Here is an 18,055-nt window from a genome sequence, read left to right as displayed (position 1 = left end):
CATCCACGCATGGCGTGGATCTACTGCGGCATGTGCGCGTGGCGTGGGGTTGCGTGATGCCAGTAGATCCACGCCATGCGTGGATGTTTGTTCCGATCAACGCGGCGCCACGTACCCGCCGCGCACGCCTTCCGGCGACAGCACCAGCTGCCACAGCTGCGCATGCCGGCAGCGGAAGGTGGCCATCGACCCGGCCAGGTAGAACCGCCACATGCGGCGGAAATGCTCGTCGTAGCGCGCATCCAGCTGCGGCCACGCCGCTTCCACGTTGCGCCGCCAGGCCTGCAGGGTCAGGTCGTAGTCGGTGCCGAAGTTGTGCCAGTCTTCCAGCACGAAGCGCCCCTCGAAGGCCCGGGTGATCTGCACCGCTGAAGGCAGCATCGAATTGGGAAAAATGTAGCGGGCGATCCACGGATCGGTGCGGTGCCGCGAGACATTCGTGCCGATGCTGTGCAGCAGCAGCAACCCGCGGGGCGACAGGCAGCGCCGGGCCACCTCGAAGAAGCTGTCGTAGTTCTTGTCACCCACGTGCTCGAACATGCCGATGGAAAACACCGCATCGAACGGCTCGTCCAGTTCGCGGTAATCCTGCAGGCGGATCTCGATCGGCAGGCCAGCGCACAGCTCGCGCGCGTAGGCCGCCTGCTCCTGCGAAATGGTCACGCCCACGCCACTGACGCCATGGCGCTCGGCGGCAAACTTCAACGCCTCGCCCCAGCCACAGCCGATGTCGAGCACGCGCTGGCCCGGCCGCAGGCCCAGCTTGCGGCAGACCAGGTCGAGCTTGGCCTCCTGCGCGGCATCCAGGTCGGCGGCATTGCGCCAGTAGCCACAGCTGTAGACCATGCGCCTGCCCAGCATGGCCCGGTACAGGTCGTTGCCAAGGTCGTAATGGCGGCGGCCGACTTCATAGCTGCCCTGCCCGGCCTGCAGGTTGAACAGCCGCGCCTTCAGTGCATCGGCCACCTCGCGCCAGCCATGCACGCGTTCGTCCAGGTGCGCCATCATCAGGTGGACCAGGAAGTCATCCAGGACGTTGGCATCCCACCAGCCGTCCATGTAGCTCTCGCCCAGGCCGAGCGAGCCGTGGCCCATGACCCGCGCGAAGAAGCGCGGGTCATGCACCTGGATATCCTGTGGCTGGGTGCCGCCGATGCGGACCCCTGCTTCCCGGAGCAGGTCGGCAACCCGCTCCTGCAACCCTGTATCCACGCGTCCTCCGTCTGCGGTTACCCGCGTGCGAACAGCGCCACGTAATCCTTGGCCACGTGCGGCAGCAGCACTGCGGCCGGCACATCGGCCGTCTGCGTGCCGTCCGAATACGGGCCCACCTGGTAGGGCGGGAACACGAAACGCAGCGCCGTGATCTGGCCCTTGTCGTCGGTCAGCGGCTGGAACTGGCTGAAGTTCTCGGCCTGCGGGCCAGTGCCCTCGGCAATCATCCGCGAGGCGTTGCGCAGCGATTCCTGCAGGTCCGCCGGCTCCATGTCCTCACCGCTGAGGCGGGTGGCCACGCGCTCGCGCAGCTGGTCGGCAACGAAATCGCTGATCGCCTTCCAGCCCTTGTCATCGGCCACCAGCGTGCTGGCGCTCAGCATCTGCTGCTGCTGCGGCAGCCACACGAAGCGCGCCACCAGCGGCTCGCCGTGGGCGCCACCGGTATAGCGGCTGCCATCGGCACTGACCACCACCAGCTGCGGGGTCTCCAGCACCTTCTCGAAGCTCAGCGACAGCTCGTAGGGCATGGTCGGCTTGTCGTTGCCCAGGCCGTCCAGCGCCTGCTGCAGATCGCCGCGGGCGGAGGTGGCGTATTCCTGCAGCGCGCGCGCCAGGCCCGGGTAGCGGTCGATGCCGGCCGGGTAGCTGATGCCGACGACTTCGCGTTCGTTGTTCTCCACCACATCGCGCAGATCCAGCGGTGCTTCAGTGGCAGGCGCGGGCTCGGTCGCGGTGGCTTCTGCCGCCGGCGCCGCCTCGGGGGCCGGAGCCGCCTCTTCGCCACGCTGGCAACCGGCCAGCAGCAGCACGCCCATTGCGCCGGCCAGCGCGCTCGCACGCAGTGGCCGGTTGTTTCCAGTCTTCATCGGGATCCCCTGTTCATGTTCGTACATCATCGCCTGCGATGGCTGAAGCGTGGCCCGCTGCATTCAGCCTACCAGCAGGTCGTGAAACTCCTCGTGGCGCTGCAGGAAGGCCTCGGCGTAGGCGCAGGCCGGCACCACCTTGTACTTGTGCTCGCGGGCGAAGCGCAGCGCGACGCGGGTCAGCTCACCGGCGATGCCGCGGCCGGCGATCGGCTCGGGCACCTCGGTGTGGGTGATGACCATGCGCCTGCGCTTGATCTGGTAGTCCAGCAGCGCCCGCTGTCCACGCACATGGGCGATGAAACGGTGGTTGGCCTGGTCGTGCTCGACCTCGTAGGCCAGACCGGGGGGCGTGACCGAAGCCATGGGACTGTCTCCTGCGACGACTGCGCGCATGGTGCGCAGCGGGGCGCCATGACCGCGTGAAGCCTGAACAGGGGCAGGTCTGGACGGTTTGCGTCATATCCCGCCCTCAAGCTGCAGCAATGGCGGCCGCTAACCCCTCTGGAGGGATACGGCCCGATTGGCACGCCCCTTGCGAACGTTGCCCCTGTGTCATGCCTTTGGAGGCCCGCCATGCACCCCAGCGATTCCCACACCGACACCGACCACGCCCTGCTGGAGGGCCTGCTGCAGCTGGCAGTGGAAGGTCAGACCGACGACCAGGATTTCCAGCGGATCGGCGAGGAAGTGTTCTCGCGCCTGCTCGACACCTACGGCCAGCAGACCCGGGCGGCCTGAGCCGCCACGCGGGCCGGATCCTGATGGATCCGACCCGTGCCCCTCAGCGGCCGAACCCGAAGGTCGGGTTCGACAGCTGGGCCAGGAAGTGGCTGAAGATGGCCGGCTGCATGGCCAGCATGAAGATCACGCCGAAGGCGGCACCGGCCAGGTGCGCGCTGTGGTTGATGCGGTCACCGCCACGCTTGTCCATCCAGATGCTGTAGCCGACGTAGAACACGGCATAGATGATGGCCGGCGCCGGAATGAAGAACACCAGGATGATCGTCCACGGGCTGAGCAGGATGAAGGCGAACAGCACCGCCGACACCGCCCCCGACGCCCCCAGGCTCAGGTAGTTCGGGTTCTTCTGGTTCTTCAGGTAGCTGGGCAGGATCGAGACCAGCAGCGCGCCCAGGTAGAACGCCGGGTAGGTCAGCCAGCTGCCGGTCAACGCCAGCATCACCTTCTCGATCTGCCCGCCGAAGAAGAACAGCGTGATCATGTTGAAGATCAGGTGCGACCAGTCGGCGTGGATGAAGCCGTAGGTGATCAGGCGGTCGTACTGGCGGTGGCGATCCACCGCCGGCGGCCACAGGATCAGGCGGTCGGCCAGCTTGCGGTTGTTGAACGCCATCCACGACAGGACGGCGGTGATGGCGATCAACAGCAGATTGACGGGGGTCATGTCGGCTCAGGCTCAGGCAGTGCGGTAGTTGTCGACCATACGATAGCGTTTTGCATACCAACCGAAGGCCAACGCCGCAACGAACGCGAACCCGGCGAAGAAGAACATCAGGAACGCCGCCTCGCTGAGGCCGGTACCGGCGATCTTCTCGGTCACCGCGTGGTTGCGCACCGCTGCATTGGACAGCAGCACCCACAGGTTGCCGATGGTGGTGGTCAGGTTCCAGAAGCTCATCACCACGCCCTTCATGGCCTGCGGCGCCTGGCTGTAGGCGAACTCCAGGCCGGTGGCCGAGACCAGCACCTCGCCGAAGGTCAGCAGCGCATACGGCAGTATCTGCCAGAAGATGGACATGGCGTTGCCGCCGTCCATCACCACCTGGATGCCGCCCACCACGATCCAGGCCAGGCCGCTGAAGGCGATGCCGGCGGTCATCCGGCGCAGCGCGGTCGGCTCGAAGCCGAAGCGGCGCAGGGCCGGGTACAGCACCAGGTTGTTGAACGGGATCAGGATCATCACCAGCAGCGGATTCAGTGCCTGCATCTGCGAGGCGGTGAACCAGCTCGGCATCTGCATCTGCTGGCCCTGCAGCACCCAGGTCGAGGCCTTCTGGTCGAACAGCGAGAAGAACGGCGTGGTCAGGGCGAAGATGACCAGCACGCGCAGCACCGAGCGCACGCCTTCCACGGCCTCGGCCGGGTGCTGGGCACGGGCGCGGTCCAGCTGCATCCAGGTGCCGCCGCCGATGCCGGCCAGGATCAGCACCAGCGCGATGCACAGGCAAATGACGATGCCCAGGCTGCCGACCAGACCCAGCGAGGCCACGGCCAGGACCACGCCGGCCACGGCGATGGCCAAGCCCGGACGGCCCTGCCCGGCCACGTGCGTGGTCAGCGCAGTGCGCACCACGTTGGCGAACGAATGCGGATCCTTCGGCGGCAGCGGCACCAGCACGTAGCGCTTGCGGCCCAGCCAGAACACGAAGGTGGCGATGAACATCAGGATGCCCGGGATGCCGAACGCCCACTGCGGGCCCCAGTTCTTCAGCACCAGCGGGATCAGCAGCGAGGCGAACAGCGAGCCGAAGTTGATGATCCAGTAGAAGGCATCGAAGACGAACTTGGCCAGGTGCTTGTTGCTCTGGTCGAACTGGTCACCCATGAACGAGGCCACCAGCGGCTTGATGCCACCGGCGCCCAACGCGATCAGGCCCAGGCCGAGGAAGAAGCCCTCGCGGCTGTTCTCGAACAGCGCAAGGCAGAGGTGGCCGGCGCAGTAGACCAGGCTGAACCAGAGGATGGTGTGGTACTTGCCGAAGAACCTGTCGGCCAGCCAGCCACCGAGCAGCGGGAAGAAGTACACGCCGATCATGAAGCTGTGCATGATGTCCTTGGCTTCACCGGCGCGGCCTTCTGCAGTGATTTCCTGCAGCAGCAGCGAGGTGATCAGGAACTGCACCAGGATGTTGCGCATCCCGTAGAAGCTGAACCGTTCGCAGGCCTCGTTGCCGATGATGTAGGGGATCTGGCGCGGCATCTTTCCCTGGCCGGCGATGGGGGCGACTGCGTCGTGGCTCATCCTGTAAGGCATTCCTGCAAAGCGAAAGCCGCAAGTTTACGGAAGGCGTGCCTGCTAAGCACGCTGCAGGGCTGCATGACAGCGCCGCCGATCCATGGCAGGCCACCGCGACCCTGCCGGAAGTCACGGCACATGCACGGCAAAAGCGTAAACTTATCGTTATGCGCCGCCTTCCCCCTGCCCGCCTCCTGCTCGGTTGCTTCGTGCTTCTGCTGGCCGTGCCCGCGTGGGCGCGACCGCAGGCGACGCCGCTGGCCCGCGGCGCGGGCGACGAGGGCCGCCAGCTGACCGTGGCCGCACTGGAACTGCCCAGCCGCGATGACGCGCTGTGGAAGCAGCGCCGCGAGCAGGTGCTGCAGCTGCTGGCCGAACTGCAGCCGGATGTGATCTCGGTGCAGCAGGTACTGCAGCAGCAGGGCCGCAACCCCGCCTGCTGGCTGGCCAGCCGGCTGCGCTACAGCTGCGATTTCGTCACCGCCGACCCGCCCAGCCAGCCCCTGCGCCATGGCAACGCCATGCTGACCCGCCTGCCGGTGAGCGAGGACGGGGTAACCCTGCTGCACCCGCCGGGCACCTTCAGTGCCGCCGGCATGATGCGCGTGCGGCTGGGCGATGCCCAGCTCAACGTCTACGTGGCCCGCCTGCGCCCGGACCCGGACGAGGCCAGGGCGCGCCAGCACCAGACCAGTGACCTGATGACCTGGATCGGCGCCACCGCCGAGGGCATGCCGAGCCTGATCGCCGGTGATTTTGCTGCCGGCACCAGCGAACTGGTACGCAGCACGCCCGGCTTCCAGCCGGCCCGGCGCAACCCCGGCGGCAAGCCGGAAGCCCCGGCCGCCAGCGGCGGCGGCGGCGGCGCCAGCGGCCACGGCCTGGACGTGCTGTTCCAGGTCAAGCATTTCGGCGGCATCCGCCAGCAACCGATCCTGCTGCCCGCCGACGGCGACCTGCCCGGCCTGCGGCTGGGGGTGATGGCCACGCTGCGGCTGCAGGGCGTGCCGGCTACAACCGAATGAACGCACCGCTGCGCTCGCCGGGGGGGGGCCCCCCCCCCCCCCCGCGGCGCGCGCGGGGCTGGGCCCGGCGCTACCCCCGTTTCAAGCGCCGCGTCACCCCGTTTCCGGCCCCGCGCCCCTCGTTTCAGGTAGCGCCGGGCCATGCCCGGCGGATGCGGTCGCACGAAAACAAAAAGGCCGGGGTTTCCCCCGGCCTCTTCGTTTCATGCCATTACGGCAATCAGGCGATCGCTTCCTGGTAACGGCGCTCGACTTCGTTCCAGTCGATGACGTTGAAGAACGCGCCGATGTATTCCGGGCGACGGTTCTGGTACTTCAGGTAGTACGCGTGTTCCCACACGTCCAGGCCCAGGATCGGCGTGTTGCCTTCCATCAGCGGGCTGTCCTGGTTGCCGGTGCTTTCCACCACGACCTTCTTGTCCGGGGTCACGCTCAGCCAGGCCCAGCCGCTGCCGAAGCGGGTCAGTGCGGCCTTGGTGAACGCGTCCTTGAACTTGTCGAAACCGCCCAGGTCCTTGTCGATGGCCTTGGCCACGTCACCGACCGGGTTGCCGCCGGCGTTGGGAGCCATCACGGTCCAGAACAGCGAGTGGTTGGCGTGGCCACCACCGTTGTTGCGCACCGGACCCTGCAGGTTCTCCGGCAGCGACTTCAGCTTCTTCACCAGCTCTTCGACCGGCAGGTCAGCGTACTCGGTGCCTTCCAGCGCCGCGTTGACGTTGTTGATGTAGGTCTGGTGATGCTTGGTGTGATGGATTTCCATCGTTGCCGCATCGATGTTCGGTTCCAGCGCGTCGTAGGCGTAGGACAGCTTGGGCAGGGTGTAGGCCATGATGCATCTCCTGATAGCGAGGGCACCCGACGGCGTCGTCGGGCGGTGCGCGTTGAATGATGGGGACAGACCGCCAGATTACCAAGGGGGATGTAAAGGAAATTGCGTCCTGCAGGTGATTGCACTGGCAATTGTTACGCAGCGGTGACGCATCGGCCGATCCTCATGCACGGTGCAGTGCGCAGGCGCTACAGTGCACGCATTCCCTTCGCCCGCCCGCCCATGCGCAACCCCCGGCTGTTGATCACCGCCATCGCCCTGCTGCTGCTCGGCCTGGTCGCCAACCATTTCCTGCAGCGGCCACCTGCACCGCAGTTCGCACCGGACCTGCAGGGCGCGGCCAACCGCAGCGCACCGGCTGCGCATGGCAGCGGCGGCGACCGCAACGACGGCCTGCCCGGCTTCCTGCCGGCCGAGGCGCGCCAGACCATCGCTCTCATCCAGCGCGGCGGGCCCTACCCGCACCGCCAGGACGGCACCACCTTCGGCAACCGCGAACAGCGCCTGCCGCAGCGGCCGCGCGGCTACTACCGCGAGTACACGGTCGACACCCCCGGCGCCTCCAACCGCGGCACGCGCCGCATCATCACCGGCGGCGATCCGCCGCAGGCGTGGTACTACACCGACGATCACTACGATTCGTTCCGCAGCTTCACCGTACCGGCCCCGGGAGAACGCCCATGAGCCACGACGATTTCGGCCTCGGCCTGCATGACATCAACAACGCCGGCGTCTACGCCATCGACACCGGCGACATCAGCGACCTGGCGGCGGCCATGCGCGATGCTTCGCTGAAGGTGATCCGCATCGACCTGCACGGCGTGGCCGACAAGCGCACCCTGCTGGCGCGGCTGGCCGCACAGCTCGATTTCCCGGCTGGCTTCGGCGGCAACTGGGATGCGCTGGCCGACAACCTGCGCGACCTGCAGTGGCTGCCCGCACCGGGCTATGCACTGTTCCTGGCCGACGTGGATGCGCTGCGCGCAGGCGCGGCGAAGGATTTCGACACGCTGCTGGATGTGATGGACGAAGCCAGCCGCGACTGGGTCGGGCGTGACGTGCCGTTCTGGGTGTTCCTCTCGCAGAGCGAGTGAGCGGTAGCGCCGGGCCACGCCCGGCGAGCGCGCAGCGCGGCATGCGGCGTACAGTCCGCCGTTACCGGCTGCCGTTGTCTTCCTGCAGCTCTTTCTTGAACGGGATGTCCGGTGGCGGCCTTGCCACCGCCGGCTGGTCCTGCATGTTCGGGTCGGTCAGGCCGCAGCCACCACCGGCCTGCAGGATCGAGATCACGCAGGAGATCTTCGTGCTGGTACCCGGCAACGGGATCTCCATCGCCTTGACGCCCTTGCGCACCCATTCGGCCAGCAGCGATTCCTGCGGCACCCAGTACTTGTCGAACGAGGTGGGCGTGTAGTCGTACGGCGGCCGCTTCAGCCATCGGCCCGACTCGGCGATGCGCTCTTTGGTCCAGCCATCGTTGGCCCCACCCGGGGCACCACGCTCGGCCTCACCCTTGCCTTCCCCGCCCGGCACCTTGACGCTGCCATCGGCATTGAACAGTCCCTGCCCCGCACCCTGCGCGCTGGCCTGCGCTGCACCGCTGCGCGCGCCGTCACGATTGCGGTCCGAGGCCCCCCAATCGTCGCCCTTTGCCGGCGTTGCCCAGTTGCCCGGGTCCGGCGCGGGACGCGCACCGGCCTGCGCGGGGGGCGCCGAACTGGCGGCCGGTCGCGCCGATGCCGTAGTGGATTGGCGGGCCGCACTGCCGGCCGGGGCCGGCGCCGGTGCATTGCTGGCGCCACTGGAGGGCGACGGCGCAGCGACCGGCGCGTTGGCCACGCTGCGTTCGCGCACCTGCACCTCACGACCGGTCGGCGCACGCACGCTGGGTTCGCGGCCAGGCACGGCCGCCATGCGCACCTGCGGGTCGACCACCGCCTGCACTTCGCGCTCGCGCACCTGCACCTCGCGCTGCTGCGGCAGGCGTACCTGCACGTCGGCGCTGCGCACCGGCTGCGGCGCCACGGGAGCTTGCAACGTGGCGACCTCACGCTCCTGCACCTGCACCTCGCGGACCGCCGGGGCAGGCACGGCCAGCGGCACCTGCCGCACCTGCATCGGTACCGTTGGCGCCTGCACGGTCTGCACGCTGCGCTCGCGCACGGCGGGCGTGGTGTCACGCGGCACGATGTTCACTTCGGTACGCGGCACGCTGACCGGTGGCACCACGAAATCAGTGGTGGCCTCGGCCACTTCGGTGGCCTGCACCGGTGTCGGCGGGGGCGAAGCCTGCGGCGCGGGTTCGCTCTGCACCGGCGGTGGCGGGGTCACCGCGGCGCTGGCGGCCACGGCCGGGGCGGCGGCGGCAGGCGCGGCCGGCTGCGGACGTGGCGCACTGACCTCGCCCGCCGGCTGGCCACTGGCCACCGCACCGGCTTCGGCAGCGGCCGCCGCCTCGGCGCCGGGCTGGTCGCCGCCGCCTTCCTGCGCACCACGGCCGACAAATTCAATCTGCACGCGCTCACCTTCGGCACCGGCATCCTCCGGCGCGCGGGTGCGGATCACCGCCACCCACAGCAGCAACAGGAAGAACAGCAGGTGCAGCAGCGCACTGGCCACGGCCGAGGTCCAGCGCATCCAGCGCTGGTCGCGCGGGGCCGGCTCCCAGTCCTGCCACAGCAGGCGCCGCGCGGCGCCCCATGGGCCCAGCGCCGGCAGCACCCCGGGACGACCGGGCAGCGGTCGTGGCAGCAGCACCGCGATCACATCGCCGGCGTGGAACGGCCGCGCGATCGGCTTCAGCGAGCGCAGCCAGATCGCCCAGCCATAGGGCAGGCGCGTGCGTTTTTCGAGGATGAGGGGGTGCTGCTGGCGTGCCAGCAGCAGATCGATGAGTTGCTCGGCTCTGGGCAGAGGCACGCGTTGGCGATCAGGCGGCGTTGCCGCGGGGGATGTACGGCGCGTGGCCGCTGTCATGGTCGGTCGCATCGCGCACGGCGGTGACGCCCGGCACGCGGCCCATCAGGGTCTTCTCGATGCCCTGCTTGAGCGTCACGTCGGCCATGCCACAGCCCTGGCAGCCGCCGCCGAAGCGCAGCAGCACCACGCCATCGGCCGAGACTTCCTGCACCGCGACCTTGCCGCCATGCGACGCCAGCTGCGGGTTGACTTCGTTTTCCACGACCCAGTGCACGCGCTCGACCAGCGAGGCGGCTTCACCGGGCGCTTCGCCCTTGATGCGCGGGGCCTTGATGGTCAGCTGCTGGGTGCCGGCGTTGCCCGGGACGATGTCGATCTCGGCACCGTCGAGCCAGCCCACGCTGAGTGCGTCGACGTAGAGAGTGAAGCCATCGCAGTCCACCGCCCACTCGTCACCGAGCAGGTCGCTGGGTTCGGCGAACTCCAGGCGGGCGTCTGCGCGCGGGGTGCCGGGGTCGACGGCGCTCAGGCGCACGCCCATGCCGGGCACGCCCTCGCGTTCGATCAGCTTGCGGAAGTGGGTCTGGGCAGTGTCGGAGATCTGGATCATCAGGCTATTCTAGCCAAGTCAGCGCCGGTCGCTCATACGGTTTATACACCGCCCGGCGCATTGTTCAGTCAACACGAGGTGGAGGAACCCATGTCCGACCTGATTCCGCTGGCGCAGGCGCGTTGCGTGCCGCGCAAGGGCAGCGATCACAAGCTGGGCGAGGCCCGCCTGGCCGAACTGCTGCCGCAGGTGCCGGGCTGGGAACTGGCCGAGGCCGGCCAGGCGCTGGTGCGGACGTTCCGCTTCAAGGATTACTACGCCACCATGGCCTTCGTGAACGCGCTGGCCTGGATCGCCCACCACGAGGACCACCACCCGGACCTGGGCGTGCATTACGACCGCGCCGTCGTGCGCTACTCCACCCATGACGTGGGCGGGCTGAGCGAGAACGACTTCATTTGCGCAGCCAAGACCTCGGCCCTGACGGAGCACGTGAAATGAATGTTCGACTGCTGAGCCTGTCCCTGCTCGCCGCCACCGGCCTGGCCGGCTGTGGTTCGTCCGAGCCGCCGGCGCCGCCGGCCGCCCCGCCCACCGAGGTGGCGGCAGTGAAAACCCCGCCGCCGCAGTACCCCATGGAACTGGCCTGCACCGGCGTGGGCGGCACCAGCACCTTCAAGGTCACCATCGGCACTGATGGCCGTCCCAGCGAGGTCCTGCTGCTGACCGGCGCCGGCAACGCGCAGCTGGACGACCTGGCCAGGACCGCCGTGCAGGCCTGGGAGTTCAAGGCCGCCACCCGCAACGGCCAGGCCGTGCCCGCCACCATCCAGGTGCCGGTCAGCTTCAACCCGCCGCAGCCGAAGCCGGACCAGTGCTTCGCCATCGAAGAGCGGATGCGCCGCGGCGGCTGAAAGCCGGCGTAGCGACGAGGCCAGCCGACGCCCGCCTCGCCCCCGCCGCCCCGGCCTGCCCGGGGCGGTTGCTGAATGACCAGGAACGCGTCGGTAAATGCTGCAGATCTCCCCGGAAAACTTCTGGATCGCGCTTGCGGTCACCCTTGCTGCCGGCCTGGCGACAGCCGTCGGCAGCCTGCTGGTGCTGTTCTCGCGCCGGCCCAGCCCCCGCCTGCTGGCGTTCGGCCTGGCCTTTGCCGGCGGCGCGATGGTGTATGTCTCGCTGTCGGAAATCCTGAACAAGTCCATCGCATCGTTCGCACTGGCCTATGGCGAGCGCAGCGGTTTCACCTACGGCACCATCGCCTTCCTGCTGGGCGTGCTGGCCATCGTGGCGATCGATCACCTGATCCCGAACCCGCACGAGACGCTGGATTCGAAGGAACCGGCGTTCCTCGACAACAACAAGGCCTACATCAAGCGCGTCGGCCTGCTGACCGCCGTGGCGATCACCGCACACAACTTTCCCGAGGGCCTGGCGACCTTCTTCGCGACCGTGGAAAGCCCGTCAGTGGGCATGCCGCTGGCCTTCGCCATCGCCATCCACAACATTCCCGAAGGCATCGCGATCGCGGTGCCGGTGTACTTCGCCACACAGAGCAAGCTGCATGCCTTCCTGGCCAGCCTGCTGTCGGGCCTGGCCGAGCCGGTGGGCGCGGTGCTCGGCTATTTCCTGCTGAAGGGCTCGCTGTCGCACGCCACGTTCGGCTGGGTGTTCGGGCTGATTGCCGGCGTGATGGTGTTCCTGGCGCTGGATGAGCTGCTGCCTGCAGCCAAGCGCTATGCCAAGGGCCACGAGACGGTGTACGGGCTCGTGGCGGGCATGGGCACGCTGGCGATCAGCCTGGTGCTGTTCAAATGGTGATCGGTCCCGAAGGGCACATCCACGCGTGGCGTGGATCTACCAACCCCAGGTAGCGCCAGGCCATGCCTGGCGGCAATGACCGGCGCCCGGCGCCATCGTCAGCGCAGGCGATCCAGCGCTTCGACCAACTCATCGGCCAGCGGCGCGTTCAGCACGTACGGGGTCTTGCCCGCGTCCAGCGCAAACTCCAGCGAGGCCGCGTGCAGGAACAGGCGCTTCAGCCCGATCTGCTCACGAAGCCGCTTGTTGACTGCCGGATCGCCGTATTTGTCGTCACCGGCCACCGGATGACCCAGATGCTGGGCATGCACGCGGATCTGGTGGGTACGGCCCGTTTCAATGCGCACTTCGCAGTACGAATGGCCGCCCTTGCGCTCAAGCACACGGAAGTGGCTGATCGATTCCTTGCCGATCGCGTTGACCTGCACGTGGCGCTCGCCACCCTGGCGCAGGCCCACGTGGAGCGGCGCGTCGACCGTCATCACGCCGTCAGGCATGCGCCCGGCCAGCAGGGTCAGGTAGCGCTTGCGGATGCCGGCGCCGTGGTCTTCACGCAGCAGTGCCTGCAGCTCGCTCAACGCTGAACGCTTCTTGGCCACGATCAGCAGGCCCGAGGTGTCGCGATCCAACCGGTGGACCAGCTCCAGGGTCTGCCCCGGGCGCAGGGCGCGCAGGGTCTCGATGGCGCCGAAGCTGATGCCGCTGCCGCCGTGGCTGGCCACGCCGGTCGGCTTGTTCAGGGCCAGCAGGCGCGCATCCTCGAAGACAATGGCCTGCTCCAGGCGGCGCATGAAGGACTCGGGTGGACCGGCCTTGTCTCCTTCTTCAGTGAGACGAACCGGCGGCACACGCACCTCGTCGCCGGCCTCCAGCTTGCGCTCGGCCTTGGCGCGGCCGCCGTTCACGCGGACCTGGCCGCTGCGCACCAGCTTGTAGACCAGGCTGCGCGGGGCGCCCTTGAGCTGGCCCAGCAGGAAATTGTCCAGGCGCTGCCCGGCACGGTCCTCGGGAACGGTGATCATGCGCACGGAAGGCTTGTCGCCGGCTGGCTTGGTGGGGTCTGAGGCAGTCATCTGGCTGTTTATTCTGTTACACTCGGGGGGCGAGATAAGGGATTGATTTTGTTGGAAGTTACTCAGGGCCAGAAGCCCAGCTTCCGACGAATCCGGCACAGTGCGCGACCACCGCCCGCGGGGCGGCCATGTTAGCGGCTCGCCGGCCTTCCCGGCCATCGCCGGATGCCTGACACGCAACCGTGCTGAACATGTCCCGCGCGGCGCTCCAGCCTGGCTGACAGCTGCCGCCGGCCCTGCAACACCCCAAAACCAGAAAAGTGAAGCGCTCCCGCGGCCTGCCGTGGTGTCGTAGCGCTGGAAACCCAAGCCGCCCTCCCCGCGCATGCGCGAATGGGCGGCGAACCGTGTCCAGAGGCGAAACCCCATGGCGTTCCGCGCGGTAGCCGCTTGCGAGGAACGCAACAATGAAGCGAATGCTGATCAACGCCACGCAGGCTGAAGAGCTGCGTGTTGCCATCGTCGATGGCCAGTCGTTGTATGACATCGATATCGAGCAGCCGGCGAAGGAACAGAAGAAGTCCAACATCTACAAGGGCCGGATCTTCCGCATCGAGCCCTCGCTGGAAGCGGCCTTCGTCGAATACGGTGGTGGCCGCCATGGCTTCCTGCCGCTGAAGGAAATTTCCCGCGACTACTTCCAGGCCGGTGTCGACCACAATAAGGCCGGCATCCGCGAGCTGCTGAAGGAAGGCCAGGAAATCGTCGTCCAGGTGGACAAGGAAGAGCGCGGCAACAAGGGCGCCGCCCTGACCACGTTCATCTCGCTGGCCGGCCGTTACATGGTGCTGATGCCGAACTCGCCGAGCGCGGGCGGTGTCTCCCGTCGCATCGAAGGCGAAGACCGGGCTGCCCTGAAGGACGCCCTGGACAAGCTGAACATCCCCGACGACATGGGCGTGATCATCCGCACCGCTGGCGTCGGCCGCGATGCCGAAGAGCTGCAGTGGGATCTGGATTACCTGCTGAACGTCTGGCGCGCGATCGCCGAGGCGGCCCTGAGCAAGCCGGCCCCGTTCCTGATCTACCAGGAATCGCGCCTGATCGTGCGTGCCCTGCGTGACTACCTGCGCGCCGACATCGGCGAGATCCTGGTGGACACCGAGGAGATGTACGAGCACGCCCGCGAGTTCATGCAGCAGGTGATGCCGCAGACCCTGCGCAAGCTCAAGCATTACAAGGACGACATCCCGCTGTTCAACCGCTTCCAGATCGAATCGCAGATCGAAGGCGCCTACAAGCGCAACGTGCGCCTGCCGTCGGGCGGCTCGATCGTGGTCGACCAGACCGAAGCGCTGACCGCCGTCGACGTCAACTCCTCGCGCGCCACCAAGGGCAGCGACATCGAGGACACCGCGTTCCAGACCAACCTGGAAGCGGCCGAGGAAGTGGCCCGCCAGCTGCGCCTGCGCGACCTGGGCGGCCTGGTGGTCATCGATTTCATCGACATGGCCTCCAACAAGCACCAGCGTGAGGTCGAGAACCGCCTGGCCAACGCGCTGAAGTACGACCGCGCGCGCGTCCAGGTCGGCCGCATCTCGCGCTTCGGCCTGCTGGAAATGAGCCGCCAGCGCCTGCGCCCGAGCCTGGGTGAATCCAGCCAGATCGTCTGCCCGCGCTGCGACGGCCACGGCCGCATGCGCAGCGTCGAGTCGCTGTCGCTGTCGATCATCCGCGTTGCCGAAGAGCATGCGATGAAGGAGAACACCGGGCAGGTGCTGGTCCAGGCCCCGGTGGAGATCGCCAATTACCTGCTGAACGAGAAGCGCAGCGCCCTGCGCGAGATCGAGAAGCGCCACGAGGCGCCGATCGTGATCGTCGCCGACGAGCAGCTGCACACCCCGCATTACACCGTGACCCGCCTGCGCGAGAACGAGCTGGGTGAAGAGAGCAACAAGCCGAGCTACCAGCGTGGCACCCCGCGCAAGCTGCCGGTGCACGCGCTGACCAAGGGCCAGCTGAACATCCCGCCGCCGGCGGTGACCCAGGTCAAGCACAGCGCGCCGGCCCCGGTGCGTGCCGAAGCCGAACCGGTGGCCGCTCCGGCCCCGGCACCGGTCGCCGCTGCCCCGGCACCGGCCGCCAGTGGCGGCGTGGTCGGCTGGCTGAAGCGCATCTTTGGTGGCGAGCCGGCTCCGGCCCCCGTTCCGGCCCCGGCTGCCCGCCAGCCGCAGCAGGATGGCGGCCGCAAGGACCGCAGCAAGGATCGCAACAAGGACCGCAAGGACCGTCGCGACGACAGCCGTGGCAATGGCGGCAACGCCAATGCCCAGCAGCAGAAGGACGGCGGCAACCGCAAGGACCGCGGCGAGCAGCGCAAGGAGGGCCGCCAGGGCGGCAACAACAACGGCAACGCCCAGCAGCAGGGCAAGCAGAAGGACGCCCAGCAGAAGGATGGCCAGCAGCAGCCGCAGCAGCAGAAGTCGCCGCGCAACGAGCAGCAGGGCCAGAACCCGCAGCAGCAGCCGAAGCTGAAGCAGCCCAAGCAGCCGCGTCCGCAGCAGGACGGCGACAAGCCGGCCGAGAAGCCGCAGCGCTCCGCCGCCGAAGCACCGGTCGATACCGCAACGGCAGCGGCCGCTGTGGCCGCCACCGCCGTCGCCGCCAATGCGGTGACCGCACAGGAAGGCACTGCGCCGGTCGCACCGGTCGCACCGGCCGCCGACGTGCTGGTGGCTGATGCCGCACCGGTCGCCGATGCCGCCGCCAACGCGGGCGCTGACGCCAACGCGACGGCCGTGTCCGGCGAAGACGCAGCAACCGACGCCTCGGGCGAGCAGGCAGGCGAAGGCGCGACCCGCCGCCGTCGTGGCCGTCGCGGTGGCCGTCGTCGTCGTCGCGGTGGCGCCGAGAATGCCGCCGGTACCGATGCCCTGGGCGATGACCAGGACGACGGTGACGAAGGCGATGACAACGACAACGACAGCACCGAACAGGTCACCGACCACGCTGCGCAGGCCACCCCGGTCGCTGCCGCGCAGGCGACCCGTTCGCAGCCGGAATTCGATTTCGATGATGAAGTCGAGCCGGTGGCCGTCGAAGCCGGCAAGCCGACCCGTGCGCCGGTGGCTGTCGCCGCTGCCGCCCCAGTGGTTGCCGTGAGCAGCGCCGTGGTCGACGCGGTGGCCCCGCAGGATGCTGCCGCCCAGGAATCTGCCGCCAAGGCCGAGCCGAAGCCGCAGCCGGTGCAGACCAGCATGCTGGACGAGATCGACGCCGCAACCCCGGCCCAGCCGGCAGCGCCGGTGGCCGTGGTCGCCGAGGCCAAGCCGGTTGTCGAGGAGGCCGCTGTGGTGGCCGCGCCGGCATCGGTGGCCGTCGAAGCCGCTCCGGTGGTTGAAGCCGCACCGGTCGTGGCCGAGGTCGCTCCGGTCGTTGAAGCCGCTCCGGTGGTTGAAGCAAAGCCGGTCGTCGAGGCCGCCCCGGTGGTCGAAACCGCACCGGTCGTCGAGCAGCCGGCCGCGCCGGTGGCCGTCGAAGCCGCGCCGGTTGAAGCTGCCGCACCGGTGGCCGAAGCCGTGGTGACGCCGTCCATCGACCCGGTGGCCGACGGCCATGCCGATTCGGCCAGCCAGGCCGCCGATGCCCAGGCATCGGACGAAGACGAAGAAGCCGCCAAGCGCACGCCGCCGGCGAACTGATCGTTCTTTGATCGTTTGAAACGAAACGGCGGGGATCGATGATCCCCGCCGTTTTTGTTTGTTCGTCCGGCACAGCATGGATGGATGCCAACCTTGGTTGGCGCCGTCGATTCAACGCACGCGGACACGCCCGTGCCGACCAAGGTTGGCACCTACCAGAGCGCTGTTGATTCAACGCGCGCGGACACGCCCGTGCCAACCAAGGTTGGCACCTGCCAGAGCATGAAATCCCGCGGCGTCAGCGCGCCGGGGCGAACTGCAACCGGGTCCAGACGCCGTAATGGTCCGAGGCAAAGCGGCCGCTGTCGTCGGGCTGGTCGAACAGGATCTTCGCTTCGCGCGCGACCATCCGGTCCTGCTGGAAGAAGATGTGGTCGATACGCGAGGGCGCCTGGTAGTAGTGGCGGTTCAACGTGCTCACACCGGCCAGGTCGGTGTTCACGTGCACGCTGCCATAGCTGTCGCCGTAATGGCTGCGCAGCTCGCTCAGGTCGCCCGCATCCACCAGCGCGTTGAAATCACCGGCGATCACCACGGGCGCGCCTGCCGAGGTCCCGGTGATGTAGCGCAGCAGATCTTCCACCTGGCTGCGGCGGATGCCTTGGCCACGCTCGTCGCTGCGTTCGTTCAGATGCGTGGCATAGACGTTCACCGGCTGTCCGTCCACGTCGATGCGCAGGTGGGCCACGGTGCGGTGGTCATCCAGCGGCTGCAGCAGGTGCTCGCCGTGGGCCAGGATCGGGCGGCGGGTCAGCAGCGCGTTGCCATAGCGCTTGGGCGCCCCCACCGGATCGGTGGAAACGAACACGTACTTGTAGCCGAGCTGGCTGGCCAGCCACTGCGCCTGGTTGCGCACGTTGCGGCGCTGGATCACTTCCTGCAGCGCGATGGCATCGGGTTGCAGGCGCTTGAGCTCGGCCAGGATCGTGCGCCGACGGGTCGGCCAATCCTCGCGGTCGTGGTGCAGGTTGAAGGTCACCATCCCCATGCCGGGCGCAGTGGACACCTCGGCCGCGACCGGCGCGGCCTCTGCCGCCTGCTGCGCCGGTGCCAGCCCCGGCAGGGCCAGTGCGATCGCCAGCCCCAGGCCGCGCACTGCCACGCGCGCCCTCCCCTGCTTCAACGCCATG

The 18,055-nt window shown here is 68.2% G+C and carries 18 protein-coding genes; 8 read left to right on the top strand and 10 right to left on the bottom strand.

Annotation, left to right across the window (positions count from 1 at the left end; all coding sequences use genetic code 11):
• Positions 1–96: 96 nt before the first annotated feature.
• The 3 genes from cfa to IAE41_RS03915 form a co-directional block, all read right to left on the bottom strand.
• Positions 97–1,212, bottom strand: a complete 1,116-nt coding sequence (gene cfa, locus IAE41_RS03925) for a cyclopropane fatty acyl phospholipid synthase (RefSeq protein WP_200732164.1) — start codon at positions 1,210–1,212, stop codon at positions 97–99.
• A gap of 17 nt (positions 1,213–1,229) precedes the next feature.
• Positions 1,230–2,084 (bottom strand): DUF3298 and DUF4163 domain-containing protein, encoded by an 855-nt coding sequence (locus tag IAE41_RS03920; RefSeq protein ID WP_200732163.1) that lies wholly within the window; start codon positions 2,082–2,084, stop codon positions 1,230–1,232.
• Positions 2,085–2,147: 63 nt separating this feature from the next.
• Positions 2,148–2,450 carry a GNAT family N-acetyltransferase gene (locus tag IAE41_RS03915; protein WP_079222461.1) on the bottom strand — a complete coding sequence of 101 codons (303 nt, stop codon included), beginning with the start codon at positions 2,448–2,450 and terminating at the stop codon, positions 2,148–2,150.
• A 210-nt stretch (positions 2,451–2,660) separates the two neighbouring features.
• Here IAE41_RS03915 and IAE41_RS03910 point away from each other — a divergent pair, with 210 nt between their 5' ends.
• Positions 2,661–2,825: a hypothetical protein gene (locus IAE41_RS03910; RefSeq protein WP_174208690.1), complete on the top strand. Its 165-nt coding sequence runs from the start codon at positions 2,661–2,663 to the stop codon at positions 2,823–2,825.
• 43 nt (positions 2,826–2,868) lie between these two features.
• Here the strand turns inward: IAE41_RS03910 and IAE41_RS03905 are convergent, their stop codons facing one another.
• Positions 2,869–3,492 (bottom strand): rhomboid family intramembrane serine protease, encoded by a 624-nt coding sequence (locus tag IAE41_RS03905; protein WP_079222462.1) that lies wholly within the window; start codon positions 3,490–3,492, stop codon positions 2,869–2,871.
• 12 nt (positions 3,493–3,504) lie between these two features.
• Complete coding sequence (locus tag IAE41_RS03900; RefSeq protein ID WP_200732162.1) at positions 3,505–5,070, bottom strand: oligopeptide:H+ symporter; 1,566 nt, start codon at positions 5,068–5,070, stop codon at positions 3,505–3,507.
• A gap of 161 nt (positions 5,071–5,231) precedes the next feature.
• On the opposite strand from IAE41_RS03900, the gene IAE41_RS03895 reads away from it, so the two are divergent.
• The gene (locus IAE41_RS03895; RefSeq protein WP_200732161.1) at positions 5,232–6,089 is read left to right on the top strand and encodes an endonuclease/exonuclease/phosphatase family protein; all 858 of its coding nucleotides are present in this window, start codon (positions 5,232–5,234) and stop codon (positions 6,087–6,089) included.
• A 220-nt stretch (positions 6,090–6,309) separates the two neighbouring features.
• On the opposite strand, the gene IAE41_RS03890 is transcribed toward IAE41_RS03895, so the two are convergent.
• Complete coding sequence (locus tag IAE41_RS03890; RefSeq protein WP_079222465.1) at positions 6,310–6,921, bottom strand: superoxide dismutase; 612 nt, start codon at positions 6,919–6,921, stop codon at positions 6,310–6,312.
• 222 nt (positions 6,922–7,143) lie between these two features.
• Between IAE41_RS03890 and IAE41_RS03885 the strand changes: the two genes are divergently transcribed.
• A complete protein-coding gene (locus IAE41_RS03885) occupies positions 7,144–7,605 on the top strand; it encodes a ribonuclease domain-containing protein (protein ID WP_200732160.1) in 462 nt (153 codons plus the stop codon).
• Positions 7,602–8,015, top strand: a complete 414-nt coding sequence (locus IAE41_RS03880) for a barstar family protein (RefSeq protein ID WP_079222467.1) — start codon at positions 7,602–7,604, stop codon at positions 8,013–8,015. The genes IAE41_RS03885 and IAE41_RS03880 overlap by 4 nt, the downstream gene beginning before the upstream one ends.
• A gap of 61 nt (positions 8,016–8,076) precedes the next feature.
• Here IAE41_RS03880 and IAE41_RS03875 read toward each other — a convergent pair whose 3' ends face one another.
• Complete coding sequence (locus tag IAE41_RS03875) at positions 8,077–9,840, bottom strand: hypothetical protein (protein ID WP_200732159.1); 1,764 nt, start codon at positions 9,838–9,840, stop codon at positions 8,077–8,079.
• Positions 9,841–9,850: 10 nt separating this feature from the next.
• Complete coding sequence (locus IAE41_RS03870; RefSeq protein WP_079222469.1) at positions 9,851–10,450, bottom strand: NfuA family Fe-S biogenesis protein; 600 nt, start codon at positions 10,448–10,450, stop codon at positions 9,851–9,853.
• Positions 10,451–10,540: 90 nt separating this feature from the next.
• Here IAE41_RS03870 and IAE41_RS03865 point away from each other — a divergent pair, with 90 nt between their 5' ends.
• From IAE41_RS03865 to zupT, 3 genes are all read left to right on the top strand, one after another.
• A complete protein-coding gene (locus IAE41_RS03865) occupies positions 10,541–10,891 on the top strand; it encodes a 4a-hydroxytetrahydrobiopterin dehydratase (protein ID WP_079222470.1) in 351 nt (116 codons plus the stop codon).
• On the top strand, positions 10,888–11,304 hold the full coding sequence (locus IAE41_RS03860; RefSeq protein WP_079222471.1) for an energy transducer TonB: 417 nt from the start codon (positions 10,888–10,890) through the stop codon (positions 11,302–11,304). Before IAE41_RS03865 ends, IAE41_RS03860 begins: the two co-directional genes overlap by 4 nt.
• Positions 11,305–11,401: 97 nt before the next feature.
• A complete protein-coding gene (gene zupT / locus IAE41_RS03855; RefSeq protein ID WP_200732158.1) occupies positions 11,402–12,211 on the top strand; it encodes a zinc transporter ZupT in 810 nt (269 codons plus the stop codon).
• A 98-nt stretch (positions 12,212–12,309) separates the two neighbouring features.
• On the opposite strand, the gene IAE41_RS03850 is transcribed toward zupT, so the two are convergent.
• Positions 12,310–13,284 carry an RluA family pseudouridine synthase gene (locus IAE41_RS03850; protein WP_079222473.1) on the bottom strand — a complete coding sequence of 325 codons (975 nt, stop codon included), beginning with the start codon at positions 13,282–13,284 and terminating at the stop codon, positions 12,310–12,312.
• Positions 13,285–13,691: 407 nt separating this feature from the next.
• On the opposite strand from IAE41_RS03850, the gene IAE41_RS03845 reads away from it, so the two are divergent.
• Positions 13,692–16,925 carry an Rne/Rng family ribonuclease gene (locus IAE41_RS03845; protein WP_200732157.1) on the top strand — a complete coding sequence of 1,078 codons (3,234 nt, stop codon included), beginning with the start codon at positions 13,692–13,694 and terminating at the stop codon, positions 16,923–16,925.
• A 238-nt stretch (positions 16,926–17,163) separates the two neighbouring features.
• Here the strand turns inward: IAE41_RS03845 and IAE41_RS03840 are convergent, their stop codons facing one another.
• Positions 17,164–18,054, bottom strand: a complete 891-nt coding sequence (locus IAE41_RS03840) for an endonuclease/exonuclease/phosphatase family protein (RefSeq protein ID WP_200732156.1) — start codon at positions 18,052–18,054, stop codon at positions 17,164–17,166.
• Position 18,055 lies beyond the last annotated feature (1 nt).

It is taken from the genome of Stenotrophomonas sp. S39 (genome assembly GCF_016624665.1).
GTDB lineage: Bacteria > Pseudomonadota > Gammaproteobacteria > Xanthomonadales > Xanthomonadaceae > Stenotrophomonas.
Note: the sequence above shows the minus strand (reverse complement) of the source record. Positions and strands in the feature narration are given on the sequence as shown.

Excerpts from the sequence above, each read along its gene's own strand:
- IAE41_RS03920 (WP_200732163.1), bottom strand. The coding sequence starts at position 2,084 with ATGAAGACTGGAAACAACCGGCCACTGCGTGCGAGCGCGCTGGCCGGC.
- IAE41_RS03915 (WP_079222461.1), bottom strand. The coding sequence starts at position 2,450 with ATGGCTTCGGTCACGCCCCCCGGTCTGGCCTACGAGGTCGAGCACGAC.
- IAE41_RS03910 (WP_174208690.1), top strand. The coding sequence starts at position 2,661 with ATGCACCCCAGCGATTCCCACACCGACACCGACCACGCCCTGCTGGAG.
- IAE41_RS03905 (WP_079222462.1), bottom strand. The coding sequence starts at position 3,492 with ATGACCCCCGTCAATCTGCTGTTGATCGCCATCACCGCCGTCCTGTCG.
- IAE41_RS03900 (WP_200732162.1), bottom strand. The coding sequence starts at position 5,070 with ATGAGCCACGACGCAGTCGCCCCCATCGCCGGCCAGGGAAAGATGCCG.
- IAE41_RS03895 (WP_200732161.1), top strand. The coding sequence starts at position 5,232 with ATGCGCCGCCTTCCCCCTGCCCGCCTCCTGCTCGGTTGCTTCGTGCTT.
- IAE41_RS03890 (WP_079222465.1), bottom strand. The coding sequence starts at position 6,921 with ATGGCCTACACCCTGCCCAAGCTGTCCTACGCCTACGACGCGCTGGAA.
- IAE41_RS03885 (WP_200732160.1), top strand. The coding sequence starts at position 7,144 with ATGCGCAACCCCCGGCTGTTGATCACCGCCATCGCCCTGCTGCTGCTC.
- IAE41_RS03880 (WP_079222467.1), top strand. The coding sequence starts at position 7,602 with ATGAGCCACGACGATTTCGGCCTCGGCCTGCATGACATCAACAACGCC.
- IAE41_RS03870 (WP_079222469.1), bottom strand. The coding sequence starts at position 10,450 with ATGATCCAGATCTCCGACACTGCCCAGACCCACTTCCGCAAGCTGATC.
- IAE41_RS03865 (WP_079222470.1), top strand. The coding sequence starts at position 10,541 with ATGTCCGACCTGATTCCGCTGGCGCAGGCGCGTTGCGTGCCGCGCAAG.
- IAE41_RS03860 (WP_079222471.1), top strand. The coding sequence starts at position 10,888 with ATGAATGTTCGACTGCTGAGCCTGTCCCTGCTCGCCGCCACCGGCCTG.
- zupT (WP_200732158.1), top strand. The coding sequence starts at position 11,402 with ATGCTGCAGATCTCCCCGGAAAACTTCTGGATCGCGCTTGCGGTCACC.
- IAE41_RS03850 (WP_079222473.1), bottom strand. The coding sequence starts at position 13,284 with ATGACTGCCTCAGACCCCACCAAGCCAGCCGGCGACAAGCCTTCCGTG.
- IAE41_RS03845 (WP_200732157.1), top strand. The coding sequence starts at position 13,692 with ATGAAGCGAATGCTGATCAACGCCACGCAGGCTGAAGAGCTGCGTGTT.
- IAE41_RS03840 (WP_200732156.1), bottom strand. The coding sequence starts at position 18,054 with ATGGCGTTGAAGCAGGGGAGGGCGCGCGTGGCAGTGCGCGGCCTGGGG.